General features: G+C 71.1%; 10 protein-coding genes. 2 read left to right on the top strand and 8 right to left on the bottom strand.

Annotated features, from left to right (window positions below):
- A complete protein-coding gene (locus ACFUO4_RS13240; RefSeq protein ID WP_383483493.1) occupies positions 1-573 on the top strand; it encodes a two-component system response regulator in 573 nt (190 codons plus the stop codon).
- Between the two features lie 76 nt (positions 574-649).
- Here ACFUO4_RS13240 and ACFUO4_RS13235 read toward each other — a convergent pair whose 3' ends face one another.
- Both ACFUO4_RS13235 and lepA read right to left on the bottom strand, forming a co-directional pair.
- Positions 650-2,524, bottom strand: coding sequence for an AMP-dependent synthetase/ligase (locus tag ACFUO4_RS13235; RefSeq protein ID WP_383483490.1), 1,875 nt, complete (start codon positions 2,522-2,524; stop codon positions 650-652).
- A 231-nt stretch (positions 2,525-2,755) separates the two neighbouring features.
- Complete coding sequence (gene lepA, locus ACFUO4_RS13230) at positions 2,756-4,624, bottom strand: translation elongation factor 4 (protein ID WP_079313051.1); 1,869 nt, start codon at positions 4,622-4,624, stop codon at positions 2,756-2,758.
- Positions 4,625-4,846: 222 nt separating this feature from the next.
- Here lepA and rpsT point away from each other — a divergent pair, with 222 nt between their 5' ends.
- On the top strand, positions 4,847-5,113 hold the full coding sequence (rpsT, locus tag ACFUO4_RS13225; RefSeq protein ID WP_059191727.1) for a 30S ribosomal protein S20: 267 nt from the start codon (positions 4,847-4,849) through the stop codon (positions 5,111-5,113).
- Between the two features lie 196 nt (positions 5,114-5,309).
- Here rpsT and ACFUO4_RS13220 read toward each other — a convergent pair whose 3' ends face one another.
- The 6 genes from ACFUO4_RS13220 to ACFUO4_RS13195 form a co-directional block, all read right to left on the bottom strand.
- The gene (locus tag ACFUO4_RS13220) at positions 5,310-5,708 is read right to left on the bottom strand and encodes a nuclear transport factor 2 family protein (protein ID WP_079313049.1); all 399 of its coding nucleotides are present in this window, start codon (positions 5,706-5,708) and stop codon (positions 5,310-5,312) included.
- Positions 5,709-6,069: 361 nt separating this feature from the next.
- Positions 6,070-7,059 carry a DNA polymerase III subunit delta gene (holA, locus tag ACFUO4_RS13215; protein WP_383483485.1) on the bottom strand — a complete coding sequence of 330 codons (990 nt, stop codon included), beginning with the start codon at positions 7,057-7,059 and terminating at the stop codon, positions 6,070-6,072.
- A gap of 167 nt (positions 7,060-7,226) precedes the next feature.
- Positions 7,227-7,472, bottom strand: coding sequence for a hypothetical protein (locus ACFUO4_RS13210; RefSeq protein WP_383483482.1), 246 nt, complete (start codon positions 7,470-7,472; stop codon positions 7,227-7,229).
- A gap of 203 nt (positions 7,473-7,675) precedes the next feature.
- Entirely contained in the window at positions 7,676-8,521 is an 846-nt protein-coding gene (locus ACFUO4_RS13205; protein WP_383483479.1) for an arylamine N-acetyltransferase, read from the bottom strand.
- Positions 8,522-8,555: 34 nt separating this feature from the next.
- Positions 8,556-11,297, bottom strand: a complete 2,742-nt coding sequence (locus tag ACFUO4_RS13200) for a ComEC/Rec2 family competence protein (RefSeq protein ID WP_383483476.1) — start codon at positions 11,295-11,297, stop codon at positions 8,556-8,558.
- An 80-nt stretch (positions 11,298-11,377) separates the two neighbouring features.
- Positions 11,378-12,526 (bottom strand): helix-hairpin-helix domain-containing protein, encoded by a 1,149-nt coding sequence (locus ACFUO4_RS13195; RefSeq protein ID WP_383483473.1) that lies wholly within the window; start codon positions 12,524-12,526, stop codon positions 11,378-11,380.
- Positions 12,527-12,743: the final 217 nt, after the last annotated feature.

Raw genomic sequence — 12,743 nt, 5'->3', positions numbered from 1 at the left:
ATGAGCGCTGAGGCAACGACCGACGAGCGCGCCAGCATCCTCCTGGTCGACGACATGGAGGACAACCTGATCGCCCTGGAAGCCGTCCTGGGGTCCCTCAACGAGCCACTCGTCCGGGCACGTTCGGGCGAGGAGGCGATGAAGGCGCTGCTGCGCCGGCAGTTCGCCCTCGTCCTGCTCGACGTCCGCATGCCGGGCATGGACGGCTTCGAGACCGCCGCGAACATCAAACGGCTCGACCAGACCAAGGACGTCCCGATCATCTTCCTGACCGGCGCGGAGGACGACTCGGGCTACGCCTTCCGCGGCTACGCGACCGGCGCGGCCGACTACTTGACCAAGCCGTTCGACCCCTGGGTGCTGAGGGCGAAGGTCAGCGTGTTCCTGGACCTGCACAGAAAGAACCAGCAACTGGAGCGGCTGCTGGCGCAGGATCAGGCGGAGTACGGGGAGGTGGCGAGCAGACTGGCGGAACTGGAGAAGCAGTTGGACGCGGAACAGCCCCCGGACCTGCGCGCGCTGCGCGACCAGATCCGAGAGCTGCGTCAACTTCTGAACAGGGGCCGGGGCTAAGGTTTTTTTAGGGGCGCGGGGAACTGCGCGACAAGCCACAACGGACCGTCAGCCGCAACGAGTCCCCCACCACCCCCTACGCCTCGCGCGTACCGGCGTACATCTCATCAATCAGATGCTTGTACTCCCGCTCCACAACCGGCCTCTTCAACTTCAGACTCGGCGTGATCTCCCCGTGCTCCACATCGAGATCCCGAGGCAGCAACCGGAACTTCTTGATGGTCTGCCACCGCTGAAGCCCCTCGTTGAGCTGCTTCACATACCCCTCGACCAGGGCAACGGTCTCCGGCGCCGCCACAACCTCCGCGTAAGGCTTCCCCCCGAGCCCGTTCTCCTCGGCCCAGCCGAGAATCGCGGCCTCGTCGAGCGCGATGAGCGCCGTGCAGAAGTTCCGGTCGGCCCCGTGGACGAGGATGTTGGAGACGTAGGGGCACACCGCCTTGAACTGCCCCTCGACCTCGGCCGGCGCGATGTACTTGCCGCCCGACGTCTTGATGAGGTCCTTCTTGCGGTCGGTGATCCGCAGGTAGCCGTCGGGCGACAGCTCACCGATGTCCCCGGTGTGGAACCAGCCGTCGCTCTCCAGCACCTCGGCGGTCTTCTCGGGCAGCCCGTGGTAGCCCTCCATGATGCCGGGACCGCGCAGCAGGATCTCCCCGTCGTCGGCGATGCGCACCTCCGTGCCGGGCAGCGGCTTGCCGACCGTGCCGGTGCGGTACGCCTCGCCCGGGTTCACGAAGGACGCGGCCGAGGACTCCGTGAGGCCGTAGCCCTCCAGGATGTGGATGCCGACGCCGGCGAAGAAGTAGCCGATCTCCGGCGCCAGGGCGGCCGACCCGGAGACCGCCGCCCGCAGCCTGCCGCCGAACGCCTCGCGGATCTTGGAGTAGACCAGCGCGTCGGCGACCCTGTGCTTGGCGGAGAGGCCGAAGGGCGCGCTCGCCGTGCCGGTGCGGCGGAAGTTGTCCTGGCTGGCCTTGGCGTACTCGCGGGCCACCTCGGACGCCCACTGGAAGATCTTGTACTTGGCGCCGCCGCCCGCCCGGGCCTTCGCGGCGACCCCGTTGTAGACCTTCTCGAAGATGCGCGGGACGGCCGCCATGTACGTCGGCTGCACGACCGGCAGATTCTCGATGATCTTGTCGACGCGGCCGTCGACGGCGGTGACGTGCCCGACCTCGATCTGGCCGGAGGTGAGGACCTTGCCGAACACGTGCGCGAGCGGCAGCCACAGGTACTGCACGTCCTCGGCACTGATCAGCCCGGTCGCGGCGATCGCCTTGGCCATGTAGGCCCAGTTGTCGTGCGGGAGCCGTACGCCCTTGGGGCGGCCGGTGGTGCCCGAGGTGTAGATGAGGGTGGCCAGCTGGTCCTTGGTGATCGCGCCGACCTTCTCCTTGATCAGGTCGGGGTCCTTCTCCAGCCGGGCCCCTCCACGGGCCTCCAGCTCGGCGAGGGTGAGCACCCAGTCGCCGGTCTCCACGCCCTCTGCGTCGATGACCACGACATGGGTCAGCTCGGGCAGCTCGGCGCGCTTCTCCTGCGCCTTGGCCAGCTGCTCGGCGTTCTCGGCGAACAGCACACGGCTCTCGGAGTCGGAGACGATGAACGCCGACTCGTCGGCGTTGGTCTGCGGATACACCGTGGTCGTGGCGGCGCCGGCGCACAGGATGCCGAGGTCGGCGAGGATCCACTCGACGCGGGTCGAGGAGGACAGCGCGACGCGCTGCTCGGGCTGCACCCCGAGCTCGATCAGGCCGGCGGCGATGGCGAAGACCCGCTCGGCGGTCTCTCCCCAGCTCAGCGACTTCCAGTCGTCGGGGCCCTCACCGGAGGCCGGTGGCACGGGGTAGCGGTACGCCTCCGCGTCCGGCGTGGCCGCAACGCGCTCCAGGAAGAGGGTCGCCACGCTCGGCGGTCGGTTCTCGATCAGGGTCTGTGTGTCGCTCACGACATCCTCCGGGGCCCGCGACAGTGCGGCGGCTGGCTGAGTGCGGCTGGTGTGCTGCTCGAGTGTTGTTTAACTCACGAGTAACCATCGAGTGGAGATCAGAGTAGAGCGCGACCGCCACCTGCGTAAGGGGCGACGGCCTGTCACTTCCTACAGAGCGCGACGTTACGCACGCGTAGGGGCCCGTCACGCTCACACGTGACAGGCCCCTATTTTCACGGGAAAACGACGCTACTTCTTGCCCTTGCCGGAACCCGCCGCGTCGTCGCTGCTCAGTACGGCGATGAAGGCCTCCTGCGGAACCTCCACAGAGCCCACCATCTTCATCCGCTTCTTGCCCTCCTTCTGCTTCTCCAGCAGCTTCCGCTTACGGGAGATGTCACCGCCGTAGCACTTGGCGAGAACGTCCTTGCGGATGGCGCGGATGGTCTCGCGGGCGATGACCCGGGAGCCGATGGCGGCCTGGATGGGCACCTCGAAGGCCTGCCGCGGGATGAGCTCACGCAGCTTGGCGACGAGCCGCACACCGTACGCGTACGCCGCGTCCTTGTGCGTGATCGCCGAGAAGGCGTCGACCTTGTCGCCGTGCAGCAGGATGTCGACCTTGACGAGGCTGGAGGCCTGCTCGCCGGTGGGCTCGTAGTCGAGGGACGCGTAGCCGCGGGTCTTGGACTTCAGCTGGTCGAAGAAGTCGAAGACGATCTCGGCGAGCGGCAGGGTGTAGCGGATCTCGACCCGGTCCTCGGACAGGTAGTCCATGCCGAGCAGGGTGCCGCGCCGGGTCTGGCACAGCTCCATGATCGCCCCGATGAACTCCGAGGGCGCGAGGATGGTGGCCCGTACGACGGGCTCGTACACCTCGTTGATCTTGCCCTCGGGGAACTCGCTCGGGTTGGTGACGGTGTGCTCGGTGCCGTCCTCCATCACAACCCGGTAGACCACGTTGGGCGCGGTGGCGATCAGGTCGAGCCCGAACTCACGCTCCAGCCGCTCCCGGATCACGTCCAGGTGCAGCAGCCCCAGGAAGCCGACGCGGAAACCGAAGCCCAGCGCCGCCGAGGTCTCCGGCTCGTAGACGAGCGCGGCGTCGTTGAGCTGGAGCTTGTCCAGCGCCTCGCGCAGCTCGGGGTAGTCGGAGCCGTCCAGCGGATAGAGCCCGGAGAACACCATCGGCTTGGGGTCCTTGTACCCCCCGAGCGCCTCGGTGGCCCCCTTCTGCTGGCTGGTGACGGTGTCACCGACCTTGGACTGGCGGACGTCCTTCACCCCGGTGATGAGGTAGCCCACCTCACCGACGCCGAGACCGTCGGCGCCGAGCATCTCCGGCGAGTTGGTCCCGATCTCCAGAAGCTCGTGCGTCGCCCCGGTCGACATCATCTTGATGCGCTCGCGCTTGTTGAGCTGGCCGTCGATGACACGGACGTACGTCACGACACCGCGGTAGGAGTCGTAGACGGAGTCGAAGATCATCGCGCGGGCGGGCGCGTCGGCGACACCGACGGGCGCGGGGACCTCCTTGACGACCTTGTCGAGCAGCACGTCGACACCCACACCGGTCTTGGCGGAGACCCGGAGCACGTCGTCGGGGTCGCAGCCGACGAGGTTGGCGAGCTCCTCGGCGAACTTCTCGGGCTGCGCGGCCGGCAGGTCGATCTTGTTCAGCACGGGGATGATCGTGAGGTCGTTCTCCATCGCCAGGTACAGGTTGGCGAGGGTCTGGGCCTCGATGCCCTGGGCGGCGTCGACGAGGAGGATGGTCCCCTCGCAGGCGGCGAGCGACCGCGAGACCTCGTAGGTGAAGTCGACGTGCCCGGGGGTGTCGATCATGTTCAGGATGTGCGTGTTGCTCTTGTCGTGGGTCGGAGCCCACGGCAAACGCACCGCCTGGGACTTGATCGTGATGCCACGCTCACGCTCGATGTCCATACGGTCGAGGTACTGAGCACGCATCTGCCGCTGCTCGACCACACCGGTCAGCTGGAGCATCCGGTCGGCGAGGGTGGACTTGCCGTGGTCGATGTGCGCGATGATGCAGAAATTGCGGATCAGAGCCGGGTCGGTACGGCTCGGCTCGGGCACATTGTTAGGGGTCGCGGGCACGCAGGGTCCTGTCTCTTGAGGCGCCTTATGCCTCGGGTCGGATCGATACGTAGGCTCCATGGTCCCACGGCGGGCGACCGGGGACCGTTTTGGGCCGCCGGCCGGGCCCCTGGTAGCCTGGGTGGCTGTGTCTCATGCCCTCTCAGCGCGAGGCACACCCCAAGAAATCACCTGGCCCGGATCCCGCGCGGTTCCGTGCCTGAACCTGAAAAGGCTCAATCAGTGGCGAACATCAAGTCCCAGATCAAGCGGATCAAGACCAACGAGAAGGCCCGGCTGCGCAACAAGGCCGTCAAGTCCTCCCTGAAGACCGCGATCCGCAAGGCCCGTGAGGCTGCTGCCGCGGGTGACGTCGAGAAGGCCACCGAGTACCAGCGCGCTGCCGCGCGTCAGCTCGACAAGGCCGTCTCGAAGGGCGTCATCCACAAGAACCAGGCCGCCAACAAGAAGTCGGCGCTTGCTTCGAAGGTCGCCGGCCTCAACGGCTGACACTTGATTCGACGCCGGAGGGACCCGAGCGGGCCCTCTCTCATCCGCTCCCGTCCGGCACCCCAGAGCCTGTACGCGGCCTGCGTTCGCCACGCGGGTACGGGCTCGACATCGTGAACCGAAGGCCCCGGCACCCCGCCCTTCCCCAGGGCGGCGGCCGGGGCCTTCGGCATGCGGGTCCGCGGCTGTGCCCTGGTCACGACCAGAACGCGTTCACCTTGTCCATGTCCTCGACGCACTCGTCGAGATCGGTGATCTTGTCTCCGACGATCCGGAAGACGATCCCGCCGCTCTCCTCTATGTGTTTGTCGCCCCGGTCGGCGGTGAAGCGGTGCACGGAGATGGTGTGCCCGCGGCCGTCCACGAACAGATTGAGCAACTCGACGCGGAAGGTCCCGCCCGTCTCCGAGTAGAGCCGGCCGTAGTACCCCTCGATGATGTTGTCGAGGCCCTTGTAGTCCCCCGCGAGCGGGTGCGAGCCGGGCACGTGGTGGGTGCAGTCCCCGGTCATCAGCCCGCGCAGGGTGTCCATGTCTCCGCGCTGGAAAGCCTCGTAGCCCTTGCGGACGAGCGCTGCGTGCGGGTGTTCAGCCATGACAACCGCCACCTCTCCATGACCTCGGCGATATGCGGCTGATGGCTCCGATTGTCCTCTCACGACCACACATTTTCAGCCTGTCGGGCATGCCGGTGGGATGCAGCGGGCCGGCGCTGAAGAGGTGCAGCGCCCGGCGGACTGAGAATGCTGGACCCGCATCGAGCCGAGATGGCCCGTCCGGCGTTTGAGGACGAGGCCCGTTCAGGGCCGAAGCGGGGGTCTGGGGGCGGCAGCCCCCAGGACGCGGGGTCGAAGGGGCGGCAGCCCCTGGAGGATGGGACGGGTAGGGGCGGCGGGGGCGATAGAAACCCCCGAGGCCGACCCCAACACCCGCCCGGACAAACTCAACGCCGCCTGTCTAACCCCGCCCCCTCGACCGCGCCGCCCTGGCAATCGCAACAACCGCCTTCTCCAGGGCGTACTCGGGATCGTCCCCGCCGCCCTTCACACCCGCGTCCGCCTCAGCCACCGCCCGCAGCGCAACCGCGACCCCGTCCGGCGTCCACCCCCGCATCTGCTGCCGCACCCGGTCGATCTTCCACGGCGGCATCCCCAGCTCCCGCGCGAGATCCGCAGGCCGCCCGCCCCGCGCCGACGACAACTTCCCGATCGCCCGCACACCCTGCGCGAGCGCACTGGTGATCATCACCGGCGCCACACCGGTCGCCAACGACCACCGCAGCGCCTCCAGCGCCTCCGCGGCCCGCCCCTCGACCGCACGGTCGGCGACGGTGAAGCTCGACGCCTCGGCCCGCCCGGTGTAGTACCGCCCGACCACCGCCTCGTCGATCGTCCCCTCGACGTCGGCCACCAGCTGCGACACGGCCGACGCCAGCTCCCGCAGATCGCTGCCGATCGCATCGACCAGCGCCTGACTCGCCTCCGGCGTCGCCGACCGCCCCGCCGCCCGGAACTCACCCCGCACGAACGCCAGCCGATCCGCCGGCTTGGTCATCTTCGGGCAGGCCACCTCCCGCGCCCCGGCCTTGCGCGCGGCATCGAGCAACCCCTTGCCCTTCACCCCGCCCGCGTGCAGCAGCACGAGGGTGATCTCCTCGGCGGGCGACCCGAGATACGCCTTCACGTCCTTGATCGTGTCGGCCGACAGATCCTGCGCGTTGCGTACGACCACGACCTTGCGCTCCGCGAAGAGCGAGGGGCTGGTCAGCTCGGCGAGCGTGCCGGGCTGCAACTGGTCCGGGGTCAGATCCCGTACGTCCGTGTCGGCGTCGGCGGCCCGCGCGGCGGCCACCACCTCCTGCACGGCACGGTCGAGCAGAAGGTCCTCCTGGCCCACGGCAAGCGTCACGGGGGCGAGAGGGTCGTCATTCGCAGTCTTCCTGGCCATCGCGACAAGCATGGCACGCACCACTGACAACGAACGCCGCCGAGCCCACTCTCCCCGACCCCGCGGCCCCTACGGCCCTCCCGCGACCCACCCCCGGCGGCCTTACGGCTCCTCCCGCCGCCCTCCCACGGGCCTTACGGCTCCTTCCACGACCCACCCCACAAGCCTTACGGCTCCTCCCGCCACCCGTCCCACGCGCCCACGAACTCGTCCAGCTCCCCGGGGTCGAGCCGTCCGTCCTCGTCCCGCAGGACGACCAGCCACTGCGCGTCCTCCGCGTCGTCCTCTCCGGCCAACGCGTCCCGCACCAGCTGCGGCTCCTCGGCCACCCCGAACCGCTCCCCGAGCGCCTCCACCACTTCCTCGGCGGCATCCCGGTCGGGCAGCACCAGCACATGTCTCACATCACTCACACGCCCATTCTCCGGCACCCGCCCGACACCAACCGCACCACGGACGACCGCCCCCTCGGACACCACCCACCCCACCGACGACCGCCCCCTCAGACACCACCCACCCCACCGACGACCGCCCCCTCGGACACCACCCACCCCACCGACGACCGCCCCCTCAGACACCACCAGCCCCCACGGACGACGTCCCCTCCCTGCCGCGCTCACCCCCTGGCCCGGCCGAAGTCCCGCACCTCCGGCACCCGCTCCAGCCCGATCCCGAACCTCTCCCGATACACCCCCAGCACCTCCTCGTCCGTCTTCAGCTCCCGCACCTCGCGCGTCCCGTCCGCCGCCGTCACCGTGAGGCCCCGGCCGCTGAGCGTGATCCTCCCCCCGTCCTCCGCGACCCGCGAACACACCAGTGACTGCGTGAAGTGCGACCCCGGCGACGTGCTGTGCCACCACGCGCCCGCCACGAAGTCACGCAGCACCCGGGGCCGGACCTCCAGGCGGTACTGGCGTTCGCCGTTCCTGAGGACGTCCAAGTCCGCCGCCTCGGCCGCCCCGACCCCACCGCCCCGTACCCCCGCCGCGTCCGGCGCCGCCTCTACGACCCGGAACGTGCCCGCGGGATCGTCCTGCTCGTCCCGCGCCCCGATCGCCAGCGGCCGGTGACTGTTCGCCCCGAAGCCGACGTCGACCAGCCAGTCGCCCCCGTCCACCGTCCGTACCCGCAGCGCGAGATGGTCGTACGGGATACCGAGCCGCCCCTCCTCCCCGTACACCCGGGCCGCGAGCAACGTCACATCGAAGCCCAGCGCACCGAGCAACGCCCCGAAAGCGCCGTTGAGTTCGTAGCAGAACCCTCCCCTGTTCGCCCCCACGACCTTGTCCAGCAGCCGCTTCTCCTCCAGCACGATCTCCTCGCCGAGATGCACCGACAGGTTCTCGAAGGGCACGGCCCGCAGATGGCGCAGCTGAAGCTCGCGCAGGGCGTCCGTGGCGGGCCGCGCCGGGCGGCCGGTTCCCAGACGACGGAGGTAGGCGTCGACCTGTACAGAATCCATGCCCCCAGTCTCCGCCACACCCCCCTCCCGGACATCAACCTCCCACCACCGTCAGCTCCTCCTCCGTGCCGGCGACCGCCAGGGCCCCGTCCTCGTCCGTGCGCAGCACCACCGCGCCCTGAGCCCGCAGGGCCGCGACCGTGCCGGGAGCCGGGTGGCCGTACGGGTTGTCCCGCCCGCAGGAGATCAGCGCCACCCGAGGGGCCACCCTCCGTATGAGTTCCGGATCCTGGTAGGCCGAGCCGTGGTGAGCCACCTTGAGCACGTCCACACCGCCCAGCGACGCGCCCGCCGGTGACCTCAACAGCGCTTGCTGGGACGGGGGTTCAAGATCGCCGAGCAACAGGAACCGCAACCCGCCCGACCGCACGAGCAGCGTGACGCTGGCGTCGTTCGGTCCATCCGGTTCCGGCGCCGCAGGTCCTCCCGCCACCCCCGGCGGGGAACTCGGAGGCGGCCACACGACCTGCCAGGCCAGCGCCCCTGTCCGCCGCTCCTCCCCCGCGACCGCGTGCGTGACCGGGATGTGCCGCCGTGCCGCCTCTCTCCGGACGAACTCCACCTGATCCACGGGCTCTTCGAACCCGGTCGTCTCGATCGCGCCGACGGCCCGCCCCCGCAACACCCCGGGCAGGCCCGCCACATGGTCGGCATGGAAGTGGGTCAGCACGACCAGGGGGATCCTGGTGATCCCGAGTGTGCGCAGGCACCGGTCGACGAGCGCCGGGTCGGGCCCGGCATCGACCACCACCCCGGTGCCGTCACCCGCCGCGAGCACCGTCGCGTCTCCCTGCCCCACGTCACAGACCGCGAACCGCCAGCCTGGCGGCGGCCATCCCGTGACCACCCGGGTCAGCGGCGGCGGCTGCACCACCACCAGCACGAGCAGCACCCCGCACGCCCCGCACCACCACGGGTGCCGCAACAACCGCCGCCCGGCCAGGACGACCACCCCCGTGACCACGGCGAGCAGCGCCGCCCCGCCCCAGCTGCCGGGCCAGTCCACCCCGGAGCCGGGCAGCGCGGCCCCGGCGCGGGCGACGTCCGCGATCCATCCGGCGGGCCAACTCGCACACCACGCCAGCGCCTTGGCCACCGGCAACGCCACGGGCGCCGTCGCCAGCGCCGCGAAACCCAGCACCGTGGCCGGCGCCACGGCGAACTCCGCGACCAGATTGCACGGCACCGCCACCAGACTCACCCGCGCCGACAGCACCGCCACGACCGGCGCGCACAGGGCCTGCGCGGCACCGGCGGCGGCCAGCGCCTCGGCCAACCGCGGTGGCACCCGCCGCCGTTGCAGGGCCGCGCTCCAGCGGGGCCCGATCGTCAGCAGGGCTCCGGTGGCCAGCACGGACAGCAGGAACCCGTAACTCCGGGACAGCCAGGGGTCGTACAGCACCAGCAGCAGTACGGCCGTCGCCAGCGCCGGGAGCAGTGATCTGCGGCGCCCGGTCGCCAGGGCGAGCAGGACGACCGCTCCGCAGGCCGCGGCCCGCAGCACGCTCGGGTCCGGCCGGCACACGACGACGAAGGCCAGCGTGAGCACTCCGCCCAGCACCGCCGTCGTCCGCAGCGGAATGCCGAGCCGGGGCGCGAGGCCTTTGCGCTCGACGCGCTGGGCCAGCCCGGGTGGTCCGATGAGCAGGGCGAGGATGATCGTGAGGTTGCTCCCGGAGACGGCGAGTGTGTGGGTGAGGTCGGTGGCCTTGAACGCCTCGTCGAGGTCGGGCGTGATCCGCGAGGTGTCCCCGACGACCAGCCCCGGCAACAGCGCCCGGGCGTCACCGGGCAACGGCTCTGTGGCCGCCCGCAGCCCTGCCCGCAGCCGCCCAGCGAACCGCTGCACCCCCGACGGCTCGGCCACGATCTCCGGCCCCGCCCGACCCGAGACCCGCGCCACCCCGGCGACCCGGTCCCCCTCCACCATCGTCGGGGCCAGCCGCGCACTCACCCGCACCCGAGTGGAAGGCAACAGCCGAAGCCACGCCCCCGCCCCCGCCCCGGCATCCGCAGCGCCGCCCCGACCACCCCGTCCCGCCCGATCACCGGGCTCGTCCGCCCAGCCGCCGCTGCCCACCCCGCCACCGACCTCGCCCACCCGACCGACCGGCCCGTCCACCCGACCGACCGGCCCGTCCAACCGACCGACCGGCTCGTCCAGCCGACCGACCGGCCCGTCCAACCGACCGACCGGCTCGTCCAGCCGACCGCCATGGCCATCCACCCGACCGTCGGCCCCTTCCCCGCGACCGCCGGCCCCGTCCGCCACCTCTCCGCCTCGGTCGCTCCCCTCCCCCGCCCCCACGTCAACGATCACCAGCACCGGCGTCCGCGTCGCCACCGTCGTCCCGCCGGCCTGCTCGACCCTCCGCACCTCCGCGCCGATCAGCACGGAGGCCGGTGCCATGTGGTCCCCCTTGACCCGCGGTCGGGTGAGCCGGGGATCGGCGGTGACCTCGATCTCGGCGGTCACGGTGGCGTACTCCCGCACCAGCCCGGGAACCGGCCCCCGACGCAGGTCGGCGCCGTGCAGCCCGGCGGAGGCTGCCGCCGCGGCGACACACAGCAGCACCGCGGCGGTCGCCACGCGTCGCCCCGCACGTCCGCGCCACAACAGGAGCACGACCCCCGTGACCAGACACCCGACGGCGACACCGGTGACCCACTCCGGCGCGGCGTCCAGCATCGACGCCGCCGTCAGCCAGGCGGCCAGCGCGGGCGGCACGAGTCGTAGATCGGTCGGCCCTTCCTGCCGCGGGTCGGCCGCTCCCATTCGAGGCCGGGCCGTGGCGCGCACGGCAGGACGCGGAGGGTCCGTTGTCGGCGTGGGCGTCGAAGGCCCCGGGAGGCCACTCATGGCCGCACGAGATTCCGCAGGTCGGCGAAGCGGCGTTCCCCGATGCCGTTGACCTCGCGCAGTTCGTCCACCGAGCGGAAACCGCCGTGCTGAGTGCGGTAGTCGACGATGTGCTGGGCCAGCACCGGACCGACGCCGGGAAGCGTGTCGAGCTGGTCCACGGTCGCCGTGTTGAGGGAGAAGGGCACGGCAGGCCCGGCCCCCGGCGCGGAGCCACCTGAACCGGCCGCGCCTCCGGCCACTCCGGCCGCCCCTGCTGCTGCTCCCGCCGCCCCCGCCGGGGCGCCCACGACGACCTGTTCACCGTCCACCAGGAAGCGGGCCCGGTTGAGTCCGGTGGTGTCCGTACCCGGCCGTACCCCGCCGGCCGCGCGGAGGGCGTCGGCGACCCGCGCCCCCGCCGGGAGCCGGCGAATGCCGGGTTCGCGGACCTTGCCGCTGACGTCCACCACGATCTCGGCCGTCGCCGTACCGGCCACGCTCGGCGCACCGCTCGCGGCACCGGACCCTGCCGCCTCGCGCCGCTCCTCGAAAGGCACCGCGGCCCGCACGACCTCCGGCGCCCGCACCGACTGTGTACGGCCGCTCCAGAAGTGCTGCACGGCGAAACCGGCGGCGACCACGAGCAGCACGGTCAGCGCGACGACGCTCCGCCGCTCCAGACCACACCTGGCCTGCAGCCACACCGGCACCCGCTCCCGCACGGCAAGCCCGACCCGCCCCCGCCAATCCCCGGCCCCCGAGCCCGAATTCGAATCCGAACCCGACGACACCGAGCCCGGGCCCGGGCCCGGGCCCGGGCTCGAGCCCGACGGAGGATCCACCCAGGCCTGCGACTCCGACTCCGACGCCGACGGACCGTACCGCCAGGCCTGCGACGCCCCCGGAGCGCCCAACCCATCACGGCCCACCCCCGCATCCCGCTCCGCACCCGGTGGCCCCACCTCCGACTCCCGCCCCACCCCCTCCCGTTCGGCGAAGATGACCTCCGCGCGCCGCCGAAGCTCCTCGGCCGACGCATACCGCTGCCGTGCCCGGCCCCTGGTCGCAGGAGCGCGGCGATGGCGGGTGCGGACATCCGAGCCGGGGCCACGGCCCGGGCCACTCGTGGGAGTCGCTGTGCGTGAACGTGATCGAAGTGCCATGCGACGAGGATCGGGCACATCACCCAGCCGCGATGATCTTGCTCAATTCCCGGGGACAACCACCCAGTTGTGGATAACTCCACCACTCACACGGGTGACGGACGCCCCCAGCCCAACCCGGCCCAACCCAGCCCAGCACCCCAGCCCAACCCAGCAGCCCGGCCCAACTCAGCCCAGTACCCCTGCCCAACCCAGCAGCCCAACCGAACCCAGCCCA

The sequence above is a fragment of the Streptomyces sp. NPDC057280 genome (assembly GCF_042668605.1).
Classification (GTDB): domain Bacteria; phylum Actinomycetota; class Actinomycetes; order Streptomycetales; family Streptomycetaceae; genus Streptomyces.
The sequence above is the reverse complement of the archived record's forward strand: the minus strand, read 5'-3'. Positions and strand labels throughout refer to the sequence as shown.

Coding starts and splice junctions, on each gene's coding strand:
- ACFUO4_RS13240 (WP_383483493.1), top strand. CDS start 1: ATGAGCGCTGAGGCAACGACCGACGAGCGCGCCAGCATCCTCCTGGTC.
- ACFUO4_RS13220 (WP_079313049.1), bottom strand. CDS start 5,708: ATGGCTGAACACCCGCACGCAGCGCTCGTCCGCAAGGGCTACGAGGCT.
- holA (WP_383483485.1), bottom strand. CDS start 7,059: ATGGCCAGGAAGACTGCGAATGACGACCCTCTCGCCCCCGTGACGCTT.
- ACFUO4_RS13205 (WP_383483479.1), bottom strand. CDS start 8,521: ATGGATTCTGTACAGGTCGACGCCTACCTCCGTCGTCTGGGAACCGGC.
- ACFUO4_RS13200 (WP_383483476.1), bottom strand. CDS start 11,297: ATGGGAGCGGCCGACCCGCGGCAGGAAGGGCCGACCGATCTACGACTC.
- ACFUO4_RS13195 (WP_383483473.1), bottom strand. CDS start 12,526: ATGGCACTTCGATCACGTTCACGCACAGCGACTCCCACGAGTGGCCCG.